We start from the raw sequence: 26,888 nt of genomic DNA on the forward strand, positions 1-26,888 counted from the left end.
CATCCCTGGCGCGAAGGCGAGCAGGATAACGGTCCAGCTTCTCGCCGCACGACAATTTGTGGAGAATATCGCCGATCACCGGCGCATCCGCGTGAAATTCYGCGATATGCCGTCCGACATACTCTTCGACGGTATAACCGAGAAGAGCCAGCTCCGCCTTGTTGGCGCGCTGGATGATCCCGTCTCCACCGACAATGTGAAGTCCTATCGCACTGTTTTCGAAGAAATCCTCAAGATCGGCTTTTTTACGGTGGACCTCCTCCTCTATGGCCTTATGCGCGGAGATGTCCTGGAAGCAGTTTATCGCTCCTTGAATTCTCCCGTCGTGATCTTTCAGCGGGCGGATATTCACCAGCGCAACGAAGCGCGAGCCATCCGGTCTTTCGATGACGACCTCGGCACTGCGGCTCTCCTTACCGGTGAACACAGCCGTTGCCATCGGGCAGAGTTCGTGTGCGAGCGGCGTGCCGTCCGGCAGGAAAAGCGCATGTGAGCCGCAGAAGCGTTCGCGCTTGTCTTCAAGCGGCGGCGCTCTTCCCCAGAGTTCGGCGGCTTCCCTGTTAAAACGGACGAGCCAGCCGTCATGATCGCAGAGATAGACAGCTCCCGGGATAGCGTCGAGCACGCTCGGCGCTGCCGCGAGGAGCGCATCGTATTCGCTCAGTTTTCGCGAGGGGAGGGGTAATTCCTCGATATTCGACATCGGCGGTTTAATCTCTTTGATCTTCTCGTCGCGATTGAGCGGGGACAGTGAATGAGACAAAGCGCCGATATCATGTGCAGACGGCCCCGCCACGGCTCCCCCGCCGAACCGCAACACCTTCAAACGCATAACCTCTCGGTTTGTTCCATGTCTAAGAGAATATTCCCGGCAACCTGACGAATAGCGACAACTGGTAGAGGTTGCGATCTGCCTGGCGCGACTCCCGTAAGATAGTGGGATTGGTGGCAAAGGAGTCATTTAAAGAAGTCGTTTTAAGTGACCATGCCCCCACGTTCCAGCACCAATCCAGCTGATTGTTTCCCAAACTCCGGGACTGTCAAATGTCTTGTCGACGATGCACATGACGCTGAGGCGCGTTCACCCTTTTATCGAGATCCTGTCCGGCGGAGGTGCATGCCAGAGGTGGTCAGAGCCAATATGGTGGACAACTCTCTTATGTGGCTGGCACAGGCGGCAGCTCTTGGTAACGGTATCCCGTGACATTAGATTCGGCCGGGCCGCAAGGAGCGTTCTCAACCCTCATCGCTGCCTGGCTGGATCGGTGCCTATGTTAACCGGCCGTCAGGAAGCAAGTACGATGACGCATTCGCCTGTTTCAGAACCTCACAATGGAGGGAGATTGCGGGAGCCCAAAGACTTCTTCCAGATTACCGAGCGGAATTCGACGGTTTGGCGCGAGGTTGCCGGACTGACGACCTTTAACGCGATGAGCTATATCCTGGCCGTCAATCCTGCAATCCTGTCTGCCACAGGCATGAATATCCATTCACTGATCATCACCACGGCATTGGCTTCGATGATCGGCACCCTGATCATGGCATTGTGGTCCATCAGGTATCTCTCGGTGATATAGCAGATCCGGCGGTCATGCTCGCGCTGTGATCTACGGATCGTCGTTCATCGAGTGCTCCGCTACGCGCATGTCAAGATTGTCGCCTTTCCGGTATGTTGGTTTCCACGCGGAACTGAGCCGGTTTTGGAGTGAACCCCTGGAGCTGGACCACGAGGCGCTTTAAACTAAGCCGCCTGCTGGACAAGTTGAGTTTCAAATTCCTCTGGTGATCGATATCCGAGCGCCGAGTGTAGACGTCTGGAATTGTAGACCCGTTCGATGAACGTCGGTAACCGTTCGGCGACGTCCGCGAAGGTCGCGTAGCTGGCCTAATAGACGTCTTCCACTTTCAACGTCTTCATGAAGCTCTCCGCCTGCGCATTGTGATAAGGGTTGCCAATGGCGCTCATGGAACCTCGTAGGCCGGCAGCATCAAGCGCTCGCCGGTAGGTCTCACTTGCATATTGGCATCCGCGGTCGGTGTGGTGGATGCAGCCCGGTGGAGGCTTCCTGTTCTCGATTGCCGAATGCAACGCCGCCAGCGCTAACGGCGTGTCCAGGCGTCTTGAAAGAGCATAGCCGACGACCTTCCGACTGCAGGCATCGAGAATAACGGCCAGGTAGCAGAAGCCGGCGGCAATGCGAATGTATGTAAAATCGGCGACCCAGACCATGTTGGGTTGATCCGGGATCAGATTGCGATAGAGGTTGGGATAGATCGGTGAAGTGTGGCTGCTATCCGTCGCGCGAACATAGCGCCTGCGAGGTTTGATCCCCAATTCATTCGCCCGCATCACTCGCGCCACGCGCTTGTGATTGACGGGATGCCTTCGTCGGTGAAGCTCATGCGTCACACGACGATATCCATAACAGGGCAACTCATCCTGGATGTCCTCGATAAGAGCCGCGAGTTCAGCATCGTCGAGATGCAAAGGCCGTGCCGTGGATCGGTAGTAGAACGTGCTTCTCGGGAGATCGATCATTTTGCACCCCCGTCTGACGGAGCAGGCGCGGGCCGGTGACGATGGAGGATTTCTCGTTGCCGTCGGCGATCGGCGGGCGCGGTGTTTTTTAACCAGGTCCAGTTCCATCGTGAGCTGGCCGACCTTGCGCTCAAGCGCCGCGATTTGCGCCTCATACTCGGCAATGACGCTCGCTTCCGCCTCTTCATCGTTCAGTTCGCCGCGATCGAATTGCGTCAGCCACAACTGGATGAGGTTGGCCGAGACGCCGAAGGTGCGTAGTCGCGCCGCCCGATGACACCGTTTCGAATATCCTGGCAAAGCTGCAATTTGAATGGCGTCGAGTGCCGCCGATATGGACGTCTGGATTTCGTGAGCCTTCTCCGATTGAGGCCCGCAGAGCGTATCAGTTTTTCCGTATCCCGTGGTCCAGCTCCAGGGGTTCACTCCATATCGGCATCCAATATTGGCTCTGACTAGTTTTGATGCAGTTTGAGGATGCTGCCTTGCTGGTTTCACAAAAGGAATCAGCCTGATGAACACCAAGTTTCGCCCCTCCGATTTGGTACCGGCTGGCTTCATCGCCGAACGCATCACCCACGTTGGCGATGGGACTTGCATTCTGCTTTCCCGAGCCGGCGCTCCCGCATCATGTCCGGTATGCGGACGAATGTCTCGAACGGTTCGAAGCCGCTATTGCCGCCAGGTCGCGGACCTGCCTCTGTCTGGAAGGCGTGTCCGACTTCTCGTCCGCACACGGAGGTTCATCTGTGACGCAGTGCTCTGCGGCAGGCAGACATTCTCCGAGCGGTCGGCGATGTGCTGCCACCCTACGCCAGGCGAACCGGGCGTCTGGAGCATCTCGTCCACCAGTTGGCGCTTGCGCTTGGAGGACGCCCGGCGGCCCGTTTTGCCCAACAGCTGATGCTTCCAGTCAGCAACGACACCCTGCTACGAGTCATCCGCAGCCAGAGAGTGCGGGTTGATATGCTCTGTTGGTGACAGCGAAATACGTCCGGCTGCAATAGCCTGAACCGCCTCAACAAAGCTGACGATTCCGAGGGGCGATTATGCACCCGCGAGGATGCCATAGAGCGCGATTAAAATATAAAGTGTGAATAAGCGCCGAAGCGGGACCCTAGCTGGGAACGACTTAACCCCTTAATTCCGTTGATAGACTTCGAAGTTGATTGGGGTCCCGATTCGGCGCTCATCCACAAGAGGGCAAAGCTCCGTGGTGTTAGTCCCTCGACGCGTAACCTTTGGCTGATACCTAAATGGACCCGTGCTGTTCGCCGCGCCAGAAAGCTAATGGACAGAATTGCCCGCGAAAGGGATTGCTATTAAGCCACCAGCTGGCGGAACAATTTCGATGCGTTCGCGTTTGGGCCCGAAATCTAGGGCTAGTTCTTTCGGGGGATTCATGACCAAGCCAGATGCGTCGCGCGCAATAAGCGCTGACGAATGGCGTCAGATCGTAGATAGCGCCGTCGGCACGGCGATCATTACCACTGATCTTGAAGGCCGGGTCACCAGTTGGAGCGAGGGTGCCTCCCGGATGCTGGGGTGGACAGCCCCCGACGTTCTTGGCGAAACGCTGGAGCGCTTGTTCCCTCCTGGAGAGGGCGCCGCGGCGCTCCGACGAGAGATAGACGATGCGCTGACTGTCGGCCGTGGTGGCGGAACGGAAGGATGGCGCATCCGCCGCGACGGATCGCAAGTTTGGGCTGTAGGCGAGATGTCGCCGATCCGCGATCAAGCTGGTACCGTGATCGGATTCACGAAGATTCTGCGGGATCGCACGGAGGAGCGAGAAGCCGAGGAGGCGATTTCGGAAGAACGTCGCGCCCTCGAAATACTCAATCGGGCCAGCTCCGCCCTAGCGGCCAAGACAGATCTTCAGGAACTCGTGCAGATCGTGACCGACGCGGGCGTGGAGCTCACGGGGGCACAGTTTGGGGCCTTCTTCTACAATGTCGAGAATGAAGTCGGGGAGAGCTACATGCTCTACACCTTGTCCGGGGTGCCGGCCGAAGCATTCTCCAAATTCCCCATGCCGCGCAACACCGCCGTGTTCGCGCCGACTTTCGGGGGTGAAGGTATCGTTCGCTCCGACGATATCACCAAGGACCCGCGTTACGGTCAGAATGCACCGCGCAAGGGCATGCCGGAGGGACATCTTCCCGTCCGTAGCTATCTGGCGGTGCCGGTCGTCTCGCGCAGCGGAGCGGTGATCGGCGGGCTGTTCTTCGGGCACGCCGACGTTGGCGTTTTCGACGACCGTTCCGAGCGGGGCCTGGAAGGCCTGGCAGCCGAAGCAGCTGTGGCAATCGATAACTCGAGGCTGTTCCGGGCCCTCGAACGCGAACTTGCGCAGAGGCGGAAAGCTGAGAGCGAACTAGCCGACAGCGAAGCTCGCTTGCGACTGGCAACCGAGGCAGCGGAAATCGGCACCTGGGACTACGATCCCGCCTCGAACGCGCTTCGATGGGACGTCCGGTGCAAGCAGCTTTTCGGTTTGTCGGCGGAGGCGACRGTCACCTATGAGGGCTCCTTCCTCGCGGGCATTCATCCGGACGACCGCGAGCGAGCGCATGAGGCCGTGCAGCGGGCGATCGATCCGCAGGGTTCAGGTCACTACAACATCGAATATCGCACGATTGGCATCGAGGACGGAAAGCAACGGTGGATTGCCGCTAGCGGACGCGCCTTCTTCAATACGGTCCACGGTACGCGCTTTGTCGGTACCGTGATTGACATCACCGAGCGAAAGGTGACCGAAGAGCGGCTGCACCAGCTGAACGAGCGTCTTGAAGAACAGGTGGAAGCCGAGATCGCCAAACGCGCTGAGGCTGAAGAGGCGCTCCGCCAGGCGCAGAAGATGGAGGCCGTCGGACAATTGACTGGCGGTATCGCGCACGACTTCAACAACCTTCTAGCCGGGATCAGCGGGAGCCTCGAAGTCATCGAAAGACGCCTGTCGCAAGGCCGGAGCGATGGCATCGATCGCTTCATCAGAGGTGCGCAGACCTCCGCGCAGCGCGCCGCAGCGTTAACCCAGCGGCTCCTGGCATTTTCCCGTCGTCAGACCCTCGATCCCAAACCGACCGATGTGAACCGCCTCGTCTTCGGTATGGAGGATCTCATTACGCGCACCGTTGGTCCCGCCATCAAGGTTGAGGTCGTCGGTGCCGCGGGCCTCTGGCCGACCCTGATCGACACCGCCCAACTCGAAAGCGCGCTCCTCAACCTCGCCATCAACGCTCGCGATGCTATGCCGGAAGGCGGCAAACTGACGATCGAGACTGCGAACAAGTGGCTGGACAACCGCGCCGGACAGGAGCGCGACTTGCCACCCGGCCAATATATCTCGGTGTGCGTGACCGACACGGGGACAGGCATCCCGAAAGACATCGCCGACCGGATCTTCGATCCGTTCTTCACGACCAAACCAATCGGTCAGGGCACAGGTCTGGGTCTTTCCATGATCCACGGTTTCGTGCGGCAGTCCGGCGGCCAGATCCGCGTCTACAGCGAGCCTGGTCACGGAACGACGATGTGCCTCTATCTCCCCCGCTATACTGGCGAGATCACCGACGATGCCGAGTCGGTGGACGCGTCGATCCCGGAAATGGGCGCCGGCGAAACCGTGCTCGTGATTGATGACGAACCGACTGTTCGCATGCTCATTGTGGAAGTGCTCCAGGAGGCCGGATATGTTGCGCTCGAAGCGGAAGACGGTCCATCTGGACTAAAAATCCTTCAGTCTGACGTCAGGATCGATCTGCTTATCACCGATGTCGGATTACCGGGGGGGCTGAACGGTCGTCAGGTCGCTGACGCTGCCCGACTCACCCGGCCGGACCTGAAGGTGCTGTTCATCACCGGTTTCGCGGAGAACGCCGCTGTCGGAAACGGACATCTTGAGGCGGGCATGGAGGTGATCACCAAACCGTTTGTGATGACGGAACTGGCCAACAAGATTACCGACATGATCGAAAGTCGGCACATGGGTGCTTGATCAACGCTGTTTCTATCGTCCCGGTTGACAGCCGGGGCGCCGAGGGAGCAGAGGGTCGGAAAATCCCCAAAATGCGTATCAGACGGTCGGTCGCGGGTTCTCACCTCGCCGGTCCGGCCCTTTCGACTTCCTCTGCTTCAACGTTCCATGGCGCATCCGACAAGGGCATAATGTAAGTCTGAAGTCCCACAGTTTTTCCCGATCGAAGCAGATATTGAAGAATGCAGGTCACCGAGCGCCCATCGAACAACGTTATCGGGAGAATGGCGCCGACAAGCTATGCCATTCGCGCCGGTGCCGGTCCGGACCAGTGAGTGAAGCGGCGCGCGTCGGGACTGTCAGGAATTTTATGCTGGGACTATAGAAAGGAACTTTTTCTGTGGATGCTCAGCACTCCGCCTTTCACGGCCTCCTGAAAAGCGCCAGGCTTCGGCCTTCGAGCTCGAAATCCTTTTCCTTGGTGATCACCAGCCCGCGTTTCGCGATGTCGGACGTGGTGAGCTCCAGCACCCAGCCGCATTCGCCGAACTGCGGGATGCGGAAGGGTACATTGCCTTCGAACGGATTGAAGAGCAGCAGGACGTCGTGCCAGATGCCCTCTTCCTCCTGGAGGTCCGGACGCCCGATATAGAGACCGAGCGTCGATCCCTCGTCCCAATGCTCCGGCTGCTGGAAGCCGCCTCCGGCGTTGAACCATTTGATGTCCATGCCGTCGCGCCAGTTTTCCCGCCGCAGGAGAGGTTGCTCCTGCCGGAGCTTGATGATGTGACGCGTGAACTTGCGCAGCTCCTCGCAGCTCTCCGGCAGGTCTTCCCAATGCGCCCAGGAAATCTCGCTATCCTGGCAGTAGCCGTTGTTGTTGCCCATCTGGCTGCGGCCGAACTCGTCGCCGGAAAGCAGCATCGGAGTGCCGTGCGAGAAGAAGAGCGTCGCCAGGAAATTGCGCTTCTGCCGGTCGCGGACGGCGTTGATGCCTTCGTCGTCGGTTGGGCCTTCGGCGCCGTAATTGAAGCTGCGGTTGTCGTTGTGGCCGTCGTTGTTGTCTTCGCCGTTCGCCTCGTTGTGCTTGTCGTTATAGGAGACGAGGTCGTTGAGGGTGAAACCGTCATGGGCGGCGATGAAGTTGACGCTCGCCCAGGGCCGGCGGCCGCGCTGGTCGTAGAGATCGCCGGAGCCGAGCAGGCGGGCGGCGAAATCCGTAGAGACATTGGTGCCCTTCCAGTATTCGCGCACCGTATCGCGATACTTGTCGTTCCATTCGGCCCAGCCGGGCGGAAAGCCGCCGACCTGATAGCCGCCCGGACCGATATCCCACGGCTCGCCGATCAGCTTGACCTTCGAAAGAACCGGATCCTGTGTCATCGCGTCGAAGAAGCCGCCGCGCTGGTCGAAACCCTGCGGCTCGCGGCCGAGGATGGTGCCGAGATCGAAGCGGAAACCGTCGACATGCATGAATTCCGTCCAGTACCGCAGGGAATCCATGATGAGCTGCAGCACGCGCGGATGGGACGTGTTGACCGTGTTTCCCGTGCCCGTATCGTTGATGTAGTAACGATGCTGGTCGGGCATCGTCCTATAGTAGGAGAAGTTGTCGATGCCCTTGAAGGACAGCGTGGGGCCGAGCTCGTTGCCCTCCGCCGTATGGTTGTAGACCACGTCGAGGATGACCTCGATGCCGGCATCGTGGAAGCTCCGCACCATATCGCGGAACCCCTGGATGCCTTTCGGCCCGTAGTRACGGGAGGCCGGCGCGAAAAATCCGAGCGTGTTGTAGCCCCAGAAGTTCTTCAGGCCCTTGTCGAGCAGGTGCTGGTCGTCCGGAAAATAATGCACCGRCATCAATTCGACCGAGGTGATGCCGAGGCTCTTGATATAGTCGACGGAGGCCTTGTGGCCCATGCCCTCGAACGTGCCGCGCAGATTCTCGGGGATGCCCGGATTGAGCTGGGTGAAACCCTTCACATGGGTCTCGTAGATAACCGCCGCGGGCCAGGGAATGTCCGGCCGGTTTTTGTCCTGCCAGTCGAACTCGTTGGGATTGATGACACGGCACTTCGGCATGTAGGGAGCGCTGTCCCGCTCGTCGAAAGTCAGGTCCTTGTCCTCGTGCAGGAGGTCGTAGGCGAAATGCGCCTCGTTCCACTGCACGTCGCCGACGAGCTCGCGGGCATAGGGATCGATCAGCAGCTTGTTCGGGTTGAACCGGTGCCCGTTCTCCGGATCGTAGGGACCGTGGACGCGGTAGCCGTAGAGTGCGCCTGGCTTCAGGCCCGGAACGTAACCATGCCAGATCTCGTGCGTATATTCCGGAAGCTGGAGCCGGGCGATCTCGACCTTTCCGGTGCTGTCGTAGAGGCAGAGCTCGGCGCGCTCGGCATGCGCCGAGAAGATCGCGAAATTGACGCCTTCGCCGTCGAAATTGGCGCCGAGCTGAGGGCCAAACCCAGBGGTAATCTCAAAGGACGAGGAGTGGGACATTTCAAAGCCTTTTCGTTGGGCTGGAAAACTATTTCACCTGCGGCGGAGAGGCCGAACCCGAGCTACTCCGAGCGAAGGTTTCGCAACAGGGCAAAGTACCGTCCTGCAAGAGCTTGGTTCACATCAACGCTGCGATCAACTTCATAGGTCCTGCCGCTGCAGATGTCCCGGTAGCGGCGGGTGCAGAGTTCTTTCGGCAGGATGACCTTGGCTTGCGCCCACTGCTGCGGCGGGGGTTCGGCGATATCGGTATAAAGCGCATGGAAGGCGCGGCGAGCGGCGATCACGATCAGCGCGTCCTCAGCCTCGGCGCGGGCGAAGGCGACGATATTATCCTTGTGCTTGCCCGTGGGCTGAAGCGGCAGGTATTCGCCCCTGCGGAAAAGCGTCGGAGCATCCTGCCGCAGCCGCAGGAGGGCGCCTACAATATGCTGCTTCAGCCAACCGCTCTGCAAGTCATCTATTTCCGTGGAGGTAAGTTTTTCCTCTTCCGCCAGCCTGGCCCGCAAGGCTTCAAAATCCGGTTGGCGRCGGTTGTCCGGATCGACGAGGCTCAGGTCGAGACCCTCGCTTCCCTGGTAGATATCGGGAACTCCAGGCGCCGTGAGTTTGACGATCGTCTGGGTAAGACTGTTCACCAGACCGGCGCGGATGAAGGGACGAAGCGTATGAACAAAATCGGCGAGGAATACGCTGTTGTCCGGTGAGAGCAGATGCCGGGCATAACAGGCAACGGCCTCTTCGTAACCTTGGTTGACCTCACTCCAGTTCGTCCTGAGCTTTGCTTCCCGGAGAGCTTTCTTGGTATAGGCGACAAACCGCTCTTCCAACGATCTTAAGCTGTCCCGATCCTCCGGACGAAGATCGACCGGCCAGGCACCTGCCAAGGCCTGGTAGAGCATCCATTCCACCGCCGGTTCCGGAGCGGCCCCATCGTCTAGCGACGCGACGGCGGCCCGGTTCATCCCGCGCCAGCGGACAACCGCCTCGGCCCAGACTTCGGGGCCCTCGCTCAAGGCATAGAGCCGGGCGCGAGCATCCTCGCCGCGCTTGGTGTCGTGCGTGGATGTGCCGGAAAGGCCATCCGGTTGCCGCTCAAGACGGATCTGCATTTCCTTGTGGAAGCGGTCGAGGGCAAACGGGCGGGGCAACGGTTCGGCTCCAACCTCGTTCAGCGCGAGCAGCATATGGTGACGGAAGAAGAGCGTGTCTTCCACTGACTTCGCCATCAAGGGGCCTGTCAATTGCTGGAAGCGGATGCGGAACTCGCCCGCCAAGCCGGCGGCCTGCTTTGCGACGCGGCCGAGCAGGACGTTTTCGAGCAGGGCCAAGGCCGTCTCTTCGGGGGCGTGTCGGCTCCCGCGCAGCTTCGCGAGAACGCCTTCGAGCATCTTCCGGCTGTCCGGTGGCATACCGTCCATCGTGCCGTAGGTCCGATACACCGGAAAGGCCACAAGCAATTCCCGCAAGGCCGATTTCAGCGAGCCTTCAGAGAGTGCCGGTTGGAGATTTTCCGCCTGCTGAATCCGCACGGCGAGCCTCAGGAGACTGGCGACCTCGCCGGCGAAATTGTTGTCGGTCATCAGAAGCTTGGCAGCACGCAGTTCCGCTTCCATGTCGGTGGACGTTCCGGTGATCGTCTCATAGGCTGTGCGCAGGCCGCCGAGCTTGTCTGCGTCGACCAATGCATCGCTGATCGTGGAGATGAACTCGTAGCCGGTCGTGCCTGAGATCGGCCAGTCGGAGGGGATATGCTCGTCTTCTCCGAGGATTTTTTCGACGATGATGTAGCAATCGGGGCCGGCTTCCTGCCGCAAGCGCTCGAGATAGGCTTTCGGATCGGCAAGGCCGTCCACATGATCGACGCGCAGGCCGTCGACCACGCCGCCTCGCACGAGGTCGAGGATCAGCCGGTGTGTATCATCGAAGACCGCCGGATCTTCGACGCGGACGCCCACCAGACCGGTGATCTCGAAAAAGCGGCGATAGGAAAGCTCGCGGGGGGCGTCGCGCCAGGACGTCAGCCGGTACGGTTGCTCGTCATGCAGCCGGGCAATCTCGCCCTTGTTGGTGATCTGCAGCGTTTCCGTTTCGCGCCCGTCATAGCTCGCGGAATTGAGCGGATAGAAGATTTCATAGTAGGCGAGCGACGGCTTGCCGGTCTCCGGATCGGGCCTTATCGCGATCTCGCCGGCCTCCAGCACCTTTTCGAACGTATCGCCGAGGAAGGGGAGCGTCAGGCGGCGGGTCCAGTCAATGTCGAAATGGCGGGCGTAACGACTCTTCCCGCCGTTCTCTACCACGTCGCGCCACCAGGGGTTTTCAAGCGAAGCGGCCATATGGTTCGGCACGATGTCGAGGATGAGGCCGAGGCCTTCCATCTTCAGCGCCTTCACCATCCGCTCGAAGCCGTCGCGGCCGCCGATCGCGGGATCGATCTCGTTGGCGTCGGTGACGTCGTAGCCGTGGGTCGATCCGGAGGTCGCGGTAAAAACCGGCGAGGCATAGAGATGGCTGATGCCGAGCCGTTTCAGATAGGGCACGAGCGCAGCTGCCCGGTCGAAGGTCATGCCGCTGCGGAACTGGATGCGATAGGTGGCGGTCGGACCGTTCAAGGAGTCACCCCGATCTAGCAAATAATGCGGGCGCCCTGCGCCACTATTAGCGCCGGTAATGATGGCGTGGATAATGAGCGTGGGAGGCGCGGCTATAACCTTGGCGGACGCGCCTTGTTCCCCCGGCTAGTAGGTTTTCGCCCGCAAAACGAAAAGCGGGCGAAACCTTTTGTCATCGGTCAGGTTGTTGTCATTCCTGCCCTGCCTACCGGAGTGTATCCTTTGCCCGCCTTTTCTTTCGGCCCTGTGCTTTCCACCGACCGCGTTCTGTTTCGTCTTTGGGCTCCCTTCCACACCCAGGTGAAGTTGAAGATCGATGGATTGGAAGGGCGTGAGATGCTGCCGGTTGGCGAGGGGTGGCATCATTGCGAGGTTGCCGGTGCCTGTGCCGGGACACTTTACGGCTTCGTACTGCCCGACGGCCTCGAAGTGCCGGACCCGGGCTCCCGTTTCCAGCCGCAAGACGTGCACGGCCCCAGCGAGGTCGTCGACCTTTCCGCCTTCCGCTGGAACAGCAAGGACTGGCAAGGCCGTCCGTGGGAAGAAATCGTTCTTTATGAGCTGCATCTGGGCTCCTTTACTGGGGAAGGCGGCTTCCGCGCCGCCATCGAGCGCCTCGACCACCTAAAGGAACTCGGGGTTACCGGCGTTCAGATCATGCCAGTCAGCGACTTTCCCGGAAGGTATAACTGGGGCTATGACGGCGTGCTGCCGTATGCGCCGGACAGCAGCTACGGCCGACCAGAAGACTTGATGGCGCTGGTGGACGCCGCACATGCGCGCGGCATCTGCGTTTTCCTCGACGTCGTCTACAACCACTTCGGCCCGGACGGAAACTATATGCCTAACTATGCGCCGCTGTTTACTGAGCAGCATAAGACGCCGTGGGGCAACGGTATCAACTACGATGGCGAAAGCTCGAAGCCGGTACGAGAGTACGTCATCCAGAACGCGATCTACTGGATCACCCAGTTCCAGCTGGACGGGCTGCGGCTGGACGCCGTCCACGCCATCAAGGACGACAGCCAGGAGCATCTTCTTCACGAGCTTGCGCGCCGCGTCCGTGAGGCCGCGGGCGAACGGCATGTCCACCTGATCGTCGAGAACGAGGACAATAACCGCGATCTTCTGAGGCGGAACGAACAGGGAAAGACGCCACTCTTCACCGCACAATGGAACGACGACGTGCACCATGTTCTCCATGTCGCCGCCACCCGAGAGACCTTTGGCTATTACGCCGATTATGCGGACGATGCCGCCAAGGTTGGCAGAGCGCTTGYCGAAGGTTTCGTCTTCCAGGGCGAGCACATGCCCTACCGTGGTGAAGCACGTGGAAAGCCGAGCGCGGATCTCCCGCCCACCGCGTTCATCTCCTTCATCCAGAACCATGACCAGATCGGCAATCGGGCGCTCGGCGAACGGATGATCACCTATCGGCCGCAGGAACCGATCAAGGCGGTCACTGCCCTCTATCTCCTGGCTCCGCAGATACCGATGCTGTTCATGGGCGAGGAATGGGGCGCGCGCGAACCCTTCCCCTATTTTTGCGACTTTGACGAGGAACTGAACGAGAAGGTCAGGCAAGGCCGCCGAGAGGAGCTCTCGCGACTGCCGGGTTTCAACGCCGAAGACCTTCCCGATCCAACTGCCCACTCCACCTTTGAATCATCCAAGCTGGACTGGTCGAAGCTTGGTCAAAGCGCCACCTGGCAAGCACTTCAGTTTTACCGGACGCTTCTCGCGATCCGTCACCAGAGGATCGTGCCCCTCCTAAAGGGAATAGGCGGCCATAGCGGCACGTTTCAATGTTACGGAACAGCGATCGCTGTCGATTGGAGATTGGCCGGCGGCGCGAGGCTCCACCTCCTGGCCAACCTTTGCGACGAGACCGCCTCTGTGGGCGAGCGAGCCAAGGGGGCCGAAGAGATTTTCTCGCTCGGTTCCATCATTGGCGGCACGCTTGCTCCATGGTCCGTGATCTGGAGCATCACCCAGGCTCGATCGGAATCCCTCGACCAGCGCAAGGTTTGAAAAAGGCCGCCTCATGAAACGTTCGGAACTCGACGATCTCGCCCGCCAATACAGGATCAGCCTTACCAGACCATGCCCGGACAGCGGCGAAGTTCCGATCTCCGATGAGACCAAGAGAAAGGTGCTGAAGGCGCTTGGCGTGGACCTAAAGGCAAAGGTACGGGCGTCGATTGCGGAAGAGGGACAGCCCCCTAAGGGCGACAACAAGAGGCCGCGTAAAAAGAAGATCCCTCGCTCCTACATCCCCGATTTTCTTAAAAATAGCCGTGTCTGGGGGATCAGCCTCCAGCTCTATGAACTCCGCTCTRCCAGAAACTGGGGGATTGGAGACTTCGAGGATCTCTGTTCCATAGCCGGGCTCGCCGGATCGCTCGGCGCTGACTTTATCGGGCTCAATCCGCTGCACGCCCCGTTTCTCGCCGAGCCGGACCGCTGCAGCCCTTATGAGCCCTCCAACCGCCAGCGGCTCAACCCGCTCTACATCGCGGTCGATAAGGTGCCTGGCTTCCAGCCGAGCGCCGAGCTCGACCGCCGCCTGAACGAACTCAGGGCGACCGAGCTTGTCGACTATGTCGGGGTTGCGCAAGCCAAGCTGGGGGCGCTGCGGGAGCTCTGGAGGATTTGGGGTAGGACGAAGGAGAACGATCCCGCCTATGCCCGAACTGACTTCGATGCCTTCATGAGGCAAGGTGGTGAAGGCCTGCGCCGCCACGCATTGTTTGAGACCATTTCCGCCTTCATGGGAGAGCGCGGCCACGGCACCGGATGGCAGGCCTGGCCAGCGGAGTTTCAGGATTGTGGTAGCAAGGCGGTGAGCAAGTTTGCCACCGACCATGCTGAGGAAATCCGCTTCCACGTGTGGCTGCAGTGGCTGGCACATCGGCAACTGACGAAGGCTGCCGAGCGGGCGCGCCAAGCGGGCCTGAGGATTGGCCTCTATCTCGATCTGGCAGTCGGCGAAGCCGTTGATGGTTCCGCGACCTGGAGTGAACGGGAGGTCTATATCGCCGAAGCCACGGTCGGGAGCCCTCCCGATCCGTTCGCGACGGAGGGCCAGGATTGGCATCTGGCTGCCTTCCATCCAGCGGCCATCGCTTCGGGTAAAAACGCGCCTTATCTGCGCATGGTCACGGCGGCGATGCGCTATGCCGGAGCAATCCGGATCGACCATGCCGCAGCCCTGAGACGACTGTTCCTGGTGCCGCTGGACAGCCGGCCCGACAGTGGGGCCTATGTCGACTATCCGCAGGAGAGTCTCCTGCAGATTCTTTCGCGGGCTTCGGCCGAACATCGATGCCTGGTGATCGGTGAGGACCTCGGCATGCTGCCCGAAGGGCTGCAGGACGATCTGGCCGAGGCGCAGATCCTCTCCTATCGCATCCTCTCTTACGAACGCGACAAGGGCAGCTTCAAGCCGGCCGAGATTTACCCAACCTTGGCGCTTGCATGCATTTCCACGCACGATCACCAGACGCTGGCTGGCTGGTGGCGGGGCGCTGATATCAAGGTGCGTGCAGAGCATGGTATCGTGCCGACCGACGTGACAGAGAAACATGTCGAAGAACGGAAACACGAGCGCAAGGGTCTCAAGGAGGTACTCGAGGAAGCGGGGGCTGAGCCTCCGGAACGGCTGCCCAACACCGCCAACGAGCGGAGGCTGAGCGATCTGGTCGTCAGCGCACATCGCTTCATCGCAAAGACGCCGTCGCTGCTGGCGGCCGTCCGCCTGGCCGACCTGACCAGCGAGAAGAACCCGACCAACATCCCGGGGACCAGCTACAGTTATCCGAACTGGAAGCCAAAGCTCTCGGTATCGCTGGAGGACCTGCTGGAGGTGCCGCTTTTGCAAGACGTCGCCGGGGTCATGAGAGAAGAGCGGCCCCGTCTGTGAGATCACCCGGAAACCGCTGCAGCCAAATTGTCCCAGCTTGGGTGGACCTGGAGGAAAATGCGCCAAGGCCGTCATGACATCCACTGGACCGTCGCACGATCGGCCAGCAGCCTTATATCGGAAGATCAATTCACCTCCGTAAGCTGTTCGGATGTCGTTAATCCAGAACCTTCGCCTCGATACAGGCGCGCACGAAAGCTTCACGGGCATCGTCGGACGGCACATCATGACCAATAGCAGCGCTACAAAGGCTTTTTGCTCTTTCGTAGGCTGGCCCATTGACCGCCGGCCAGCGAAAGAGAAGATAGTTAAGAGCTTCCTTAGAACTACGGATACCTTCCGGCATTCCATACCCGATACGCACGTACACAGGGGTGAGCCAGCGGGTCCCGCTGGTTCTTACGGTCATGTTCATTTAGGGAGTGCCTCCTGCACCGGCGCCAATAACGACTGGTGCCAAAGAAAGTTGCAGTCGGCTCAAAATTTAATCAGCGGCGCAGCAAGGTCACTGTCCTTGAAATATGATATGGGAATCGTCATCTCTTGCATAACGATTACGGGACCGACGGCGTCCCCCGCGGCTGGATCGTCACTGAATAGCCCCTAGATTTGTAGACGCCTTCTTTCCTAGTTTTGAGGCAGGAAGAGCATCATGAGCAAATCGAATTTCACCGAAGAATTTAAGCGTGACGCCGTGCGTCAGATCACGGAGCGAGGCTATCCGGTTGCGGAGGTTTCGCAACGTCTCGGCGTGAGCCAGCATTCCCTTTATGAATGGAAGAAGAAGTTTGCAGCGTCGAACGCCAAGGGCAACGACGAGGCCGAGGAGATCAGGCGGCTGAAGAAGGAACTGGCTCGCGTCACCGAGGAGCGCGATATCCTAAAAAAAGCGGCCGCGTATTTCGCCAGGGATGCAAAGTGAAGTACGCGTTCATTGCCCTGCATCGCTCGCAGTTTTCGGTGCGGACGATGTGCCGTCTCCTGCGGGTTCACCCGAGTGGATTTTACACCTGGCTGAAGGACCCGCTGAGCAGGCGAGCCAGCGAGGACAAGCGACAGACCGATCTGCTCCTGAAGGCATGGGAAGAGAGCGGCAAGGTCTACGGTTATCGCAAGCTGCACGACGACCTTCTCGATCAGGGAGAGATGTGCTGCCCGAACCGGGTCGCGCGCCTGACGCGTCTCGCAGGGATCAAGGCGCAGATTGGCTACAAACGCCGCCCCGGCATCTACGGCGGCAGGCCTTCCGTCGTCGTCGATAACTCGCYCGACCGGCAGTTTGACGTAGCGGCTCCGGACACGGCGTGGGTCACAGACATCACCTATATCCGGACCTGCGAGGGCTTTGCGTATCTCGCCGTCGTCATCGATCTCTATTCCCGCCGGGTGATCGGCTGGGCGATGCAGAGCCGACAGACCACGGACGTCGTATTGCAGGCTCTGCTCATGGCGGTGTGGAGGCGAAAGCCGAAGGACAAAGTGCTGATTCATTCGGATCAGGGTTCGCAGTTCACCAGCATGGACTGGGCCTCGTTCCTCAGGCACCACAATCTGGTTCACTCGATGAGCCGACGCGGCAACTGCCATGACAATGCGGTGGCCGAGAGCTTCTTCAATCTTCTGAAGCGGGAGAGGATACGCCGCAGGGTCTACCGTTCACGCGATGAAGCTCGTCAGGATGTGTTCGACTACATTGAGATGTTCTACAACCCGAAACGCAAGCACGTCAGAAACGGAATGCTGTCGCCCATCGAGAGGCAGCAGAAAATCTAACCCGGGGGTGTCTACGAAACTCGGGGCTATTCACACCGGGATTTCTCGAAGATGCAGAATGATAGGACAAAAATAGGATAGTTGACGTCGATGGAGGTCAGGCTGTGGTCGCCGCTCTCATCGACGTAGATAATAAAATCAGAGTAGCTCATCGCTTCGATTTAGCAGAGTCGCAACGTGGAGCACATAGACGAGACGAAAAGCAAAAGCCGGAAACTGATTTGGGCATCAAGCGAGCACGTGTGGTTGCGACGACTAAATCGATGACTACGCGAGCGGCAAGGCCAACTGAGAGGCGACCGTGTCAGTTACCCGTTCCAGCGAAGACAGGGTGACGCCGAGGAGCCGGATTCCCTTCCTCAGGGGAAAGATCGGCTGGAGCAGGAAACCGACAATCTCCTCCAGGTCCGAAATCGAAGACAGAGACGCCGGCACCGTCTTGCTGCGAGTGATCTGCTGAAAATCCGAATACTTGACCTTCAAAGTGACCGTCTTGGCGCCGATGCCGTTCGCCTCGCAATAACCCCAGACCTTCTCGATCAATGGCTGGATACCCTCGCGTGCCGGCTCGTAGGCATGAACGTCCTCGGCAAAGGTATCCTCGGCGCCGACCGACTTGCGGACCCGGTCCGGCTTGACCTGACGATTGTCGATACCCCTGGCGATGCCATAGAAGTAAGGTCCGGACTTGCCGAAGTGCTCAACGAGAAAGTCGAGCTCCTTGTCGAACAGATCGGCGCCCGTCTCGATGCCAAGGCGGTGCATCTTCTCGGCGGTGGCCGGACCCACCCCATGAAACTTCTTCACCGGCAAGCCCTGCACAAAGGTGGGCCCGTTCTTCGGTGTGATCACCGCCTGGCCGTTCGGCTTGTTGAGATCGCTCGCCATCTTGGCCAGGAACTTGTTGTAGCTGATGCCGGCTGAGGCATTCAGACCGGTCACGGCCTTGATCTTCGCCCGGATTTCCGTGGCGATCTCGGTCGCGATCTCCATGCCCTTGAGGTTTTCCGTCACGTCGAGATAGGCTTCGTCGAGGGACAACGGCTCGATCATCGGCGTGTATTCCGCGAAGATCTCGCGGATCTGCCTGGAAACGGCACGGTAGACGTCGAGACGCGGCCGGACGAAGATCAGGTCGGGGCATTTGCGCTTGGCGGTGACCGACGGCATGGCGGAATGAACGCCGAACTTGCGCGCCTCGTAGCTTGCCGCTGCTACGACGCCGCGGGCGACCGAGCCGCCGACGGCAACCGGCTTTCCTCGGAGTTCCGGATTGTCGCGCTGCTCGACCGAGGCGTAGAAAGGTAGAGTAGGCGATGAGCGCCGAGCCCGCCTCGCAGCGGGTGGTCTCTCATCGCCTCTCGCCGAACCGGACTTGCGCCTTTCGTTACGCATCCGGCTCTCCAGAAGACATGGCAAATGCAGGCGTTTTCATCCATCCAAGCAGGAACCGACTGATAGGAGTCCAAGCGAGAATATATTGCTCGTGGAGACCCTCTCGCCAGACGCGTCTTGTCGGGCGGCGACGGCTCGGCCCGAAGGACCGCATTATGTCGCGTACCCGAGCTTTTCGGCGCTTCTTGCGAAGCCAGCACCAGATACGGCGTGTCACGAACCAGTCTATGGCCGTAAACACTTTCCCGGCTCGGGCGCAGTGGCGATAGTAGCCAGTCCAGCCTCGAAGGATAGAGTTCAGTTCATCGAGCTTCCGCCCAAGAGGCACCAAGTTCTTGTCGATCTTGGTGAGGACCTTTATCTTGTGGCGCAGATCAGCAGATTTTGCTTTGGGTATCTCGATACGGGGGAAATATCCGTATCGTTTGTCCCAGCGCATGGCGACGTGAAATCCGAGAAACTCGAAGCCTTCCGTCACAGCCGTGATCCTGGTCTTTTCCGGTGACAGTTCGAGACCGGTCATCCGCCGAAGGTAATCCGCCAGTGCGGACTTCTCCGCGATGGCATCTTCCTTCGAGCCTGAAACCAACACGACAAAGTCATCGGCATATCGGATAGGGAAGAACACACAGCGTCCTAGCCGGCGATCCCGTCCTCGTGCGCCAAGTGCCGCCGCTGCTCCGTCGCCGAGGCGGCGGTTCCGGAGTTTCGAACGGTGATAGGTCCATCTCTCGTAGCGTTCCTCGATCGCGCTCAGCGCGATGTTGGCCAGCAACGGGGAGATGATCCCTCCCTGTGGCGTGCCGTTGTCCGTGCGCAGGAATTGGTCCTCCGCTAGGACACCGGCCTTGAGGAACTGCCCCACCAACCCCGTCACCCGCCGGTCGGCCACGCGAGCGCGCAGTCTGTCCATGAGATGATGGTGATTGATGTTGTCGAAACAGCCCTTTATGTCGCCCTCGATTATCCAGTTGTATGGCATTTGGTGCCGTCGGCTATCCGCTTCCCGCTTGCGCGGTTGGAGAGATAGCCGGATATGCTCCAAGGCCCCATGCGTGCTTTTTCCGGGCCGAAACCCGTAGGAGACAGGCCAGAATTGGGCCTCGAAGATTGGCTCGAGAACTGCTTTGACCGCGCCTTGTACGACGCGATCCTTCACCGTGGGAATGCCCAAGGGTCGGAATTGCCCCGGTTTGCCCGGCTTGGGGATGAGCTTCCGCCGTGATGGACTCGGTTGGTATGCGCCAGAGCGCAATTCCCGCCGAATTCCATCAAGGAACGTTTGTTCACCGATCCTTTGCCGGACGCGGTCCACGGTGATCCCGTCGACTCCGGCGGAGCGCCTACCTTTGTTGGTCGAAACGCGCCGCCAGGCATGACGGATCATGCGGGCGTCTGTAAGCCACCCCCAGAGATCGCGCCACGCTTCGTCGGGATTTGCCTTGCTCTGCTGGTAAAGTTTGCGTTGAACGCCGAGTACCCAAGCCTCATCGGCCTGATAATCCATGTCCACAGATTGCTTCTCCGTCGTGCAAACCTACCGTCTTCCTGCTTTCCTTCGCCCTGTGCGCGGTTTTCCCGCGCTCCGACTACTACGAAAGCTCCGCCCTCGGTGTCRTCCGTCTCCTGCCGTCGAGGCTAGCCCGGTTCCGTTCCGGGCAGACGATCCGAGTTCCTGTGTTCCGATCTCCAACCTTTGTGCCGTTAGACGGCGAGCTCTACCCCTGGCGACGCTGAGGACAGGCTGAGAGAGCCGTTCCTGTCCCGAGCACGATATCCGTGCCCAGCAGCAGAGATGGACTGAACCCTGCCGCTTCGGATCGCGTTACCTCCGGTGCCATCACACCAGCGGAGGCGGTATGGATAAATACAGAGGCTTCCGGCGCTCACTTCGTTGTCTCGTCATAGACACTGCGGTAGCCCGACCTACGAGTGGTGGCTCGCACCCGGTACATTTAAAGGCCGATCTGCTTATGACACCCAACCGGCGACGCCCGGTCGAGCTTCTCGGCCCCTTTCGGCTGTTGCTCTTACAGCCAAGACGGCATTTCAGCCGTCGGTCGAAAATCAGCAAGCTTGAGAGATGATGTCTAAGTCATATTTCACCCTCTCTCGCGCCTTCACGGCGCACCATCCATGTCCACATGGATGACCTTGCGCGGCCGATCTGTGCGTTCTTTGCGGTCCATGGCTCAGCCTTCGTCCGGCGAAGATACCCTCTCCACCAGACATGGGAAATAGGCGCCGCATCGGTCGCCTTCAGYCGTATGCATTCTCTCGCACCCCACCGTCATCCGTCGCCGGAGCTCCGCGAAGGTGACGCCGGCGCCGAAGGCTTTTATCAGCCGTTTCCGCTCATGGCCGCCGCGACGCCGGCACAGCCGGCAATCGAGTTCGATGACCGACTCCCGCACCTGGCGAAGGGTCGGGAGATCATCGATTGTTACTTGCCGGCTCGGCACCCAAAAAAAAGTCCCCTTCGGTCATCGCTCTGAATCCGCTCGCTGAATCGACGATTCCACAGATCGAGCCCTGCACAGCCGCCGTACATGCACATTGACTCACTTTCCAGCTTAGAACAAATACAGAACATAATCGTTTCTCTCAAGCACTAACAGCTCCCGCGAAGAAGGAGATCATGAGCCAATCCGCCTTAACTGCCGTTCTTTCGGAATTGCGCGAGCGCATCGCACATCTGGAAGGTGCCGCCAGCCGCCAGAAGACCGTGCTGCCGTTCGGCGTATCCGACATCGATGACTGTCTTCCGGGCGGCGGGCTGGCCTATGGCGCCATTCATGAGGTGGCGGGCGGCGGCAATGGGGCGGTGGATGGGGCGGCCGCCGCACTATTCGTCGGGGGCATCGCGGCAAGAACGAAAGGCAAGGTGGTCTGGTGTTTCACCCGCGCCGATCTCTTTGCCCCGGCTCTGGCGCAGGTTGGGCTGCATCCGGACCGGGTGATCTATGTCGAGGCCGGCCGCGAGGAGGATGTGCTCGCAAGTTTCGAGGAGGCGCTGCGCTATGGCGGTCTCGGCGCCGTCGTCGCCGAACTGGTGCGCCTGCCGATGGTCGCTTCCCGCCGCTTGCAGCTCGCCGCCGAAAGCTCCGGCACGATCGGGCTCGCGATCCGGCGATGGCGCCGGCAGACCGAAGCATCGGATTTCGGGATGCCGACGGCAGCGATGACGCGGTGGCGTGTCTCTGTCCTGTCGTCCGAGCCGCTTCCGGTTCCGGGCGTCGGCCGCGGACGCTGGCTCGCCGAACTGATGCGGGTGAGGGCAGGGGAGCGCGCGGAATTTGTCATAGGTGCATGTGATGGCCAGGGTCGTATCTGTCTTTCTTCCGACACTGCCGACGGATCGGATAAGACGCGCCGATCCTTCGCTGCCGGCTGACAAGCCGCTCGTCGTCGTCGCCAGGAGCGGCTCGAAGCGGTGGATTTCTGCCGCCGACACCGCGGCTCTGAAACTCGGCCTGCATATCGGCATGCCAGCTGCAAAGGCGCAGGCGCTGATCCAGGGCCTGATGATCTTCGATGCGGATCGGCATGCCGATGGTGAGACATTGGAACGCCTGTCGCTCTGGGCGCTGACGCAATATTCGCCGATCGTCGCCATGGACCCGCCGGACGGCATCGTCATGGACACCGAAGGCGCCGATCACCTGCAGGGCGGCGAGGAACGGATGCTGTCCGGTCTCGTCAATCGCTTCCGTGCCAGAGGGCTGACCGCGCGCGCGGCCGTCGCCGATAGCTGGGGCGCCGCCCATGCGCTGGCGCGGGCGACCCGTCAAGAGACGATCATCGTGCCGCCGGGAAAGATCGGCCAGGCCGTCGAGCGCTTGCCGATTTCATCCCTGCGCCTGCCCGCGGAAATCGTCGCCAGCCTTCGCACCCTGGGCTTCGCCACCGTCGGTGAATTGGCCGCCACACCGCGCGCGCCGCTGGTGCTGCGCTTTGGCCCGGAAATCACCCGTCGCCTCGATCAGATGTATGGCCGCCTGGCTGAGCCGATCGATCCGATAAGGCCGGCGGAACTGGTCGAAATCCATCGCTCCTTTGCCGAGCCGATCGGCGCCGCAGAAACCATCGAAAAATACATCACCCGCCTTGTCGGGCAGCTTTGCCTGGGGCTTCAGAAGCGCGGGCTCGGCGTCCGGCGTGCCGATCTCATCGTCCATCGCGTCGACAACACCATTCAGGCCGTGAGGGCAGGGACGGCCAAGCCGGTCCGTGATGCCGCCTGGCTGACAAAGCTGTTCRGGGATCGCATCGAAAAGATCGAACCCGGTTTCGGCATCGAGAAGCTGACGCTCGCCGCCATCATGGTCGAGCCTTTGGCCGAAAAGCAGCATGCCACCTCGCTCATCGAGGAGGAAGTCAAGGATGTCACGCCGCTGATCGATATCCTCGGCAATCGCGGCGGCCAGCGGATCTACCGGGCCGCACCGGTGGCGAGCGACGTGCCGGAACGCAGCGTCCGGCTTGTTGATCCTACAGCCGAAGAGAAGGGGGAGACCTGGCCGTCGCAATGGCAGCGGCCGCCGCGGCTGCTCGCCCGGCCCGAGCTGATCGAGGTGATCGCACTGCTGCCGGACCATCCGCCGGTCTCGATCACCTGGCGGGGCAGGCGTCACCGGGTGGCGCGCGCCGATGGTCCGGAGCGCATTTTCGGGGAATGGTGGCTGAGACGATCGGAGTTTCAGACGGTCAGGGACTATTTCATTGTCGAAAGCGAGAGCGGCGAGCGTTTCTGGATTTTTCGTTCGGGCGATGGCGTCGATGCCGGAACCGGGTCGCACAAGTGGTACCTTCACGGGCTTTTCGCATGAGATACGCCGAGCTGCAGGTCACGACCCATTTTTCGTTTCTCCGGGGCGCCAGTTCGGCGGAGGAACTGTTCGCAACGGCGAAGCTGATGGGCGTTGAGGCGCTCGGGATCGTCGATCGCAATAGCCTCGCTGGGATCGTCCGGGCGCTGGAAGCCTCACGGGCGACTGGCCTTCGCCTCGTCGTCGGCTGCCGGCTGGATCTGGCGGACGGCATGTCGATCCTTGTCTATCCGACCGACCGCGCCGCCTATTCGCGTTTGACGCGGTTGCTGACTTTGGGAAAAGGCAGGGGCGGCAAAGCGAACTGCATCCTGCATCTCGACGATGTCGCCCATTATGCCGAGGGCCTGATCGGCATCCTCGTGCCGGACATGCCGGACGAGACCTGCGCCATGCAGCTCAGGAAGATGGCCGAAATCTTCGGCGATCGAGCCTACATGTCGCTGTGTCTGCGGCGGCGGCCGAATGACCAACTGCGGCTGCACACGCTTTCCAACATGGCGGCGCGCTACCGGGTCAGGACGGTCGTCACCAACGATGTGCTGTTCCACGAGCCGTCGCGCCGACAGCTTCAGGACATCGTCACCTGCATTCGCGAGAAGACGACCATCGATTCCGTCGGCTTTGATCGCGAACGTTTCGCCGATCGCCATCTGAAACCGCCGGAGGAGATGGCCCGCTTGTTCCCCCGCTATCCCGAGGCATTGGCGCRCACGATGGAGATCGTAAGGCGCTGTACGTTTTCGCTCGAGGAACTGGTCTACCAGTATCCGGAGGAGGCGTTGATGCCCGGAATGACGGCGCAGCAGTCGCTTGAGCATTATACCTGGGAAGGCGTGAAGGCCCGCTATCCGGAAGGCCTGCCGGCACATGTCGAACAGACGATCCGCCATGAACTATCCCTGATCGAGACCATGAAATACGCCCCCTACTTCCTGACCGTCTTTTCGATCGTGAGGTACGCGCGCTCGCAAGGCATTCTCTGCCAGGGCCGTGGTTCTGCCGCCAATTCCGCGGTCTGTTACGTCCTCGGCATCACCTCGATCGATCCCGAAACCCATGATCTGCTGTTCGAACGGTTTGTCAGTCAGGAGCGTGACGAGCCTCCCGATATCGACGTCGATTTTGAGCACGAAAGGCGCGAAGAGGTCATCCAGTGGATCTACCGCACCTATGGCCATGACAAAGCGGCCCTCTGCTCGACCGTTACCCGCTATCGCGCAAAAGGCGCCATCCGCGATGTCGGCAAGACCTTCGACCTGTCGGAGGACCTGATCAAGGCGCTGTCCTCCGGCGTCTGGTCCTGGTCGGAAGAGGTTGGCGAAAAGCAGGTCCGCGACCTCGGGCTCAACCCGCAGGATTATCGGCTGGCGCTGACGCTGCAGCTGGCGCAGCAACTGATGGGATCGCCCCGGCATCTCGGCCAGCATCCTGGCGGTTTTGTGCTGGCCCATGATCGATTGGACCACCTGGTGCCGATCGAACCGGCGAGCATGCCCGACCGATACGTCATCGAATGGGACAAGGATGACGTCGAAGCCTTGAAGATGATGAAGGTTGACGTGCTGGCGCTCGGCATGCTGACCTGCATGGCGAAGGCTTTCGCGTTGCTGGAGCAGGAGAAGAATATCCCGCTCGACCTGGCGTCCATCCCGCAAGAGGATCCTGCGACCTACGCGATGATCAGCAAGGCCGATACGCTTGGTACCTTCCAGATCGAGAGCCGGGCGCAGATGGCGATGCTGCCGCGCATGAAGCCCGAGACATTCTACGATCTCGTCATCCAGGTGGCGATCGTCCGGCCAGGGYCGATCCAGGGCGATATGGTCCATCCATACCTCCGTCGCCGTGAAGGCAAGGAGCCGGTCGACTATCCGACGCCGGAGCTCGAGGCTGTGCTGAGCAAGACGCTCGGTGTCCCCTTGTTTCAGGAGAGCGCCATGAAGGTGGCGATGGTCTGTGCCGGGTTTTCGGCAGGTGAAGCCGACCAGTTGCGCCGGGCCATGGCGACGTTCAAATTCACCGGTGGCGTCAGCAAGTTCAAGGACAAGCTCGTGTCCGGCATGATCCGCAATGGTTATTCGCCGGAATTTGCCGAGCGGACGTTTGGCCAATTGGAGGGCTTCGGATCCTATGGTTTCCCTGAAAGCCACGCCGCCTCCTTCGCGCTGATCGCCTACGCTTCGAACTACGTGAAATGCCACTATCCCGACGTCTTCTGCGCAGCGCTTTTGAACTCGCAGCCAATGGGCTTCTACATGCCGGCGCAGATCGTCGCCGATGCCAGGAAGCATGGTGTCGAGGTCCGGCCGGTTTGCATCAACCGGTCCCGGTGGGACTGCACGCTGGAGCCAATCGGCCGTACCGGCAAGCATGCAGTCCGGCTCGGAATGCGGCTTGTGAAAAGTCTTCCAGTCGCCGATGCCGCCCGGATAGTCGCCGCACGGACCGACGAGTCGTTCTTTTCCATCGACGACATGTGGCGTCGCTGCGGTGTGCCGACCGCTTCGCTCGTCAGGCTGGCCGAGGCGGACGCCTTCCGCTCCTCCCTCGGCCTTGAACGGCGCGATGCGCTCTGGGCGATCGAAGCGCTACGCAACGAGCCGCTTCCCCTGTTTGCCGCGGCCGCCGAGCGGGAAGCGCGCGCGATCGCCGAGCAGCAGGAGCCGGAGGTGATACTCCGGCAGATGACCGAAGGGCACAATGTCGTGGAGGACTACAGCCACACCGGGCTGACGCTCAGGCATCACCCGCTAAGCTTCCTGCGCCGGGATCTCGCGCAGAAAAGGATCGTCACGTGCGCTGAAGCGATGACGGCACAAGACGGCCAGTGGCTGATGGCGGCGGGCCTAGTGCTGGTGCGGCAAATGCCGGGGTCGGCCAAGGGCGTCGTCTTCGTGACGATCGAGGACGAGACGGGCGTCGCGAACGTCGTGGTCTGGCCAAAACTGTTCGAGCGGTCACGACGGGTTCTGCTTGGGTCCAGCATGCTCGCGATCAACGGCAGGATCCAGCGGGAAGGGGAGGTCGTCCACCTCGTCGCCCAGCAACTGTTCGATCTCTCTGCGGATCTCTCCAGTCTTGCGGAACGCGACGGCATATTCCGGCCACCGACGGGGCGCGGGGACGAGTTCGTTCACGGCGCTCCGGGAACGCCTGATCCGCGCGGAAAACCGCCGGCATCCGTTCGCTCGAAGGACATGTTCGAACCCGACAGGCATATCGACACATTGAAGATCAAGAGCCGGAATTTTCAATGACACACTTCCGGGAAAGCTGGGAAGCTCCGCTCTCTAATTTCGCTCTCCAATCAACAAATCGCATTACGATAGCTATC

The 26,888-nt window shown here is 60.4% G+C and carries 17 protein-coding genes and 1 pseudogene; 9 read left to right on the top strand and 9 right to left on the bottom strand.

The annotated features are described in order from the left end of the window. Nucleotides 1-703, bottom strand: a 703-nt coding sequence (locus LCM4573_RS17355; protein WP_116285580.1) for a PAS domain-containing protein, incomplete at its 3' end; no start/stop codon positions are given. A gap of 640 nt (nt 704-1,343) precedes the next feature. Between LCM4573_RS17355 and LCM4573_RS17360 the strand changes: the two genes are divergently transcribed. Further along, on the top strand, nt 1,344-1,577 hold the full coding sequence (locus LCM4573_RS17360; protein WP_071007651.1) for a hypothetical protein: 234 nt from the start codon (nt 1,344-1,346) through the stop codon (nt 1,575-1,577). Nucleotides 1,578-1,741: 164 nt separating this feature from the next. On the opposite strand, the pseudogene LCM4573_RS28870 reads toward LCM4573_RS17360, so the two are convergent. Together LCM4573_RS28870 and LCM4573_RS27745 are read right to left on the bottom strand one after the other, a co-directional pair. Next, a pseudogene (locus LCM4573_RS28870) lies at nt 1,742-1,867 on the bottom strand (IS3 family transposase); the annotation flags it as partial. An 18-nt stretch (nt 1,868-1,885) separates the two neighbouring features. Then, entirely contained in the window at nt 1,886-3,061 is a 1,176-nt protein-coding gene (locus LCM4573_RS27745) for an IS3 family transposase (protein WP_244505351.1), read from the bottom strand. Between the two features lie 127 nt (nt 3,062-3,188). Between LCM4573_RS27745 and LCM4573_RS28640 the strand changes: the two genes are divergently transcribed. Together LCM4573_RS28640 and LCM4573_RS17375 are read left to right on the top strand one after the other, a co-directional pair. Next, nucleotides 3,189-3,443, top strand: coding sequence for a transposase family protein (locus LCM4573_RS28640; RefSeq protein WP_244505352.1), 255 nt, complete (start codon nt 3,189-3,191; stop codon nt 3,441-3,443). Between the two features lie 459 nt (nt 3,444-3,902). Continuing rightward, the gene (locus tag LCM4573_RS17375) at nt 3,903-6,539 is read left to right on the top strand and encodes a PAS domain S-box protein (protein ID WP_198539747.1); all 2,637 of its coding nucleotides are present in this window, start codon (nt 3,903-3,905) and stop codon (nt 6,537-6,539) included. A 402-nt stretch (nt 6,540-6,941) separates the two neighbouring features. On the opposite strand, the gene glgX is transcribed toward LCM4573_RS17375, so the two are convergent. Together glgX and treY are read right to left on the bottom strand one after the other, a co-directional pair. Further along, a complete protein-coding gene (glgX, locus tag LCM4573_RS17380; RefSeq protein ID WP_071007654.1) occupies nt 6,942-9,017 on the bottom strand; it encodes a glycogen debranching protein GlgX in 2,076 nt (691 codons plus the stop codon). A gap of 62 nt (nt 9,018-9,079) precedes the next feature. After that, nucleotides 9,080-11,632: a malto-oligosyltrehalose synthase gene (gene treY / locus LCM4573_RS17385; protein ID WP_071007655.1), complete on the bottom strand. Its 2,553-nt coding sequence runs from the start codon at nt 11,630-11,632 to the stop codon at nt 9,080-9,082. Nucleotides 11,633-11,854: 222 nt separating this feature from the next. On the opposite strand from treY, the gene treZ reads away from it, so the two are divergent. Together treZ and malQ are read left to right on the top strand one after the other, a co-directional pair. Further along, on the top strand, nt 11,855-13,663 hold the full coding sequence (gene treZ / locus LCM4573_RS17390) for a malto-oligosyltrehalose trehalohydrolase (RefSeq protein WP_244505348.1): 1,809 nt from the start codon (nt 11,855-11,857) through the stop codon (nt 13,661-13,663). A 13-nt stretch (nt 13,664-13,676) separates the two neighbouring features. Further along, the gene (gene malQ / locus LCM4573_RS17395; protein WP_071007656.1) at nt 13,677-15,554 is read left to right on the top strand and encodes a 4-alpha-glucanotransferase; all 1,878 of its coding nucleotides are present in this window, start codon (nt 13,677-13,679) and stop codon (nt 15,552-15,554) included. Between the two features lie 157 nt (nt 15,555-15,711). Here the strand turns inward: malQ and LCM4573_RS27390 are convergent, their stop codons facing one another. Next, on the bottom strand, nt 15,712-15,969 hold the full coding sequence (locus tag LCM4573_RS27390) for a DUF982 domain-containing protein (RefSeq protein WP_083347502.1): 258 nt from the start codon (nt 15,967-15,969) through the stop codon (nt 15,712-15,714). 237 nt (nt 15,970-16,206) lie between these two features. Here LCM4573_RS27390 and LCM4573_RS17405 point away from each other — a divergent pair. After that, nucleotides 16,207-17,327 (top strand): IS3 family transposase gene (locus LCM4573_RS17405; protein ID WP_407071749.1). Its coding sequence is split into 2 segments (ribosomal slippage): nt 16,207-16,435 and nt 16,435-17,327, totalling 1,122 coding nucleotides; the frame shifts between segments, so codons are not numbered across the junction. A gap of 26 nt (nt 17,328-17,353) precedes the next feature. Here LCM4573_RS17405 and LCM4573_RS28875 read toward each other — a convergent pair. From LCM4573_RS28875 to ltrA, 3 genes are all read right to left on the bottom strand, one after another. After that, the gene (locus LCM4573_RS28875) at nt 17,354-17,479 is read right to left on the bottom strand and encodes a DUF3800 domain-containing protein (RefSeq protein ID WP_338012591.1); all 126 of its coding nucleotides are present in this window, start codon (nt 17,477-17,479) and stop codon (nt 17,354-17,356) included. 115 nt (nt 17,480-17,594) lie between these two features. Then, on the bottom strand, nt 17,595-18,722 hold the full coding sequence (gene dinB / locus LCM4573_RS17410; RefSeq protein WP_083347503.1) for a DNA polymerase IV: 1,128 nt from the start codon (nt 18,720-18,722) through the stop codon (nt 17,595-17,597). Next, nucleotides 18,715-20,229 (bottom strand): group II intron reverse transcriptase/maturase, encoded by a 1,515-nt coding sequence (gene ltrA / locus LCM4573_RS17415; protein WP_244505353.1) that lies wholly within the window; start codon nt 20,227-20,229, stop codon nt 18,715-18,717. Before ltrA ends, dinB begins: the two co-directional genes overlap by 8 nt. 1,131 nt (nt 20,230-21,360) lie before the next feature. Between ltrA and LCM4573_RS17425 the strand changes: the two genes are divergently transcribed. From LCM4573_RS17425 to LCM4573_RS17435, 3 genes are read left to right on the top strand one after another with little or no spacing between them, the layout of a single operon-like run. Further along, nucleotides 21,361-22,116 carry an ImuA family protein gene (locus tag LCM4573_RS17425; protein ID WP_071007660.1) on the top strand — a complete coding sequence of 252 codons (756 nt, stop codon included), beginning with the start codon at nt 21,361-21,363 and terminating at the stop codon, nt 22,114-22,116. Further along, on the top strand, nt 22,037-23,551 hold the full coding sequence (locus LCM4573_RS17430; protein ID WP_071007661.1) for a DNA polymerase Y family protein: 1,515 nt from the start codon (nt 22,037-22,039) through the stop codon (nt 23,549-23,551). The genes LCM4573_RS17425 and LCM4573_RS17430 overlap by 80 nt, the downstream gene beginning before the upstream one ends. Continuing rightward, nucleotides 23,548-26,811 (top strand): error-prone DNA polymerase, encoded by a 3,264-nt coding sequence (locus LCM4573_RS17435; RefSeq protein WP_071007662.1) that lies wholly within the window; start codon nt 23,548-23,550, stop codon nt 26,809-26,811. Before LCM4573_RS17430 ends, LCM4573_RS17435 begins: the two co-directional genes overlap by 4 nt. Nucleotides 26,812-26,888: the final 77 nt, after the last annotated feature.

Origin of the sequence: Rhizobium sp. LCM 4573 (genome assembly GCF_001854865.1) — a bacterium.
GTDB lineage: Bacteria > Pseudomonadota > Alphaproteobacteria > Rhizobiales > Rhizobiaceae > Neorhizobium.

What these genes read in the sequence shown, in the direction of transcription:
- ltrA (WP_244505353.1), bottom strand. Translation starts at nt 20,229, where the DNA reads ATGGATTATCAGGCCGATGAGGCTTGGGTACTCGGCGTTCAACGCAAA.
- LCM4573_RS17425 (WP_071007660.1), top strand. Translation starts at nt 21,361, where the DNA reads ATGAGCCAATCCGCCTTAACTGCCGTTCTTTCGGAATTGCGCGAGCGC.
- dinB (WP_083347503.1), bottom strand. Translation starts at nt 18,722, where the DNA reads ATGCGTAACGAAAGGCGCAAGTCCGGTTCGGCGAGAGGCGATGAGAGA.
- LCM4573_RS27390 (WP_083347502.1), bottom strand. Translation starts at nt 15,969, where the DNA reads ATGAACATGACCGTAAGAACCAGCGGGACCCGCTGGCTCACCCCTGTG.
- LCM4573_RS28875 (WP_338012591.1), bottom strand. Translation starts at nt 17,479, where the DNA reads ATGAGCTACTCTGATTTTATTATCTACGTCGATGAGAGCGGCGACCAC.
- LCM4573_RS28640 (WP_244505352.1), top strand. Translation starts at nt 3,189, where the DNA reads ATGTCTCGAACGGTTCGAAGCCGCTATTGCCGCCAGGTCGCGGACCTG.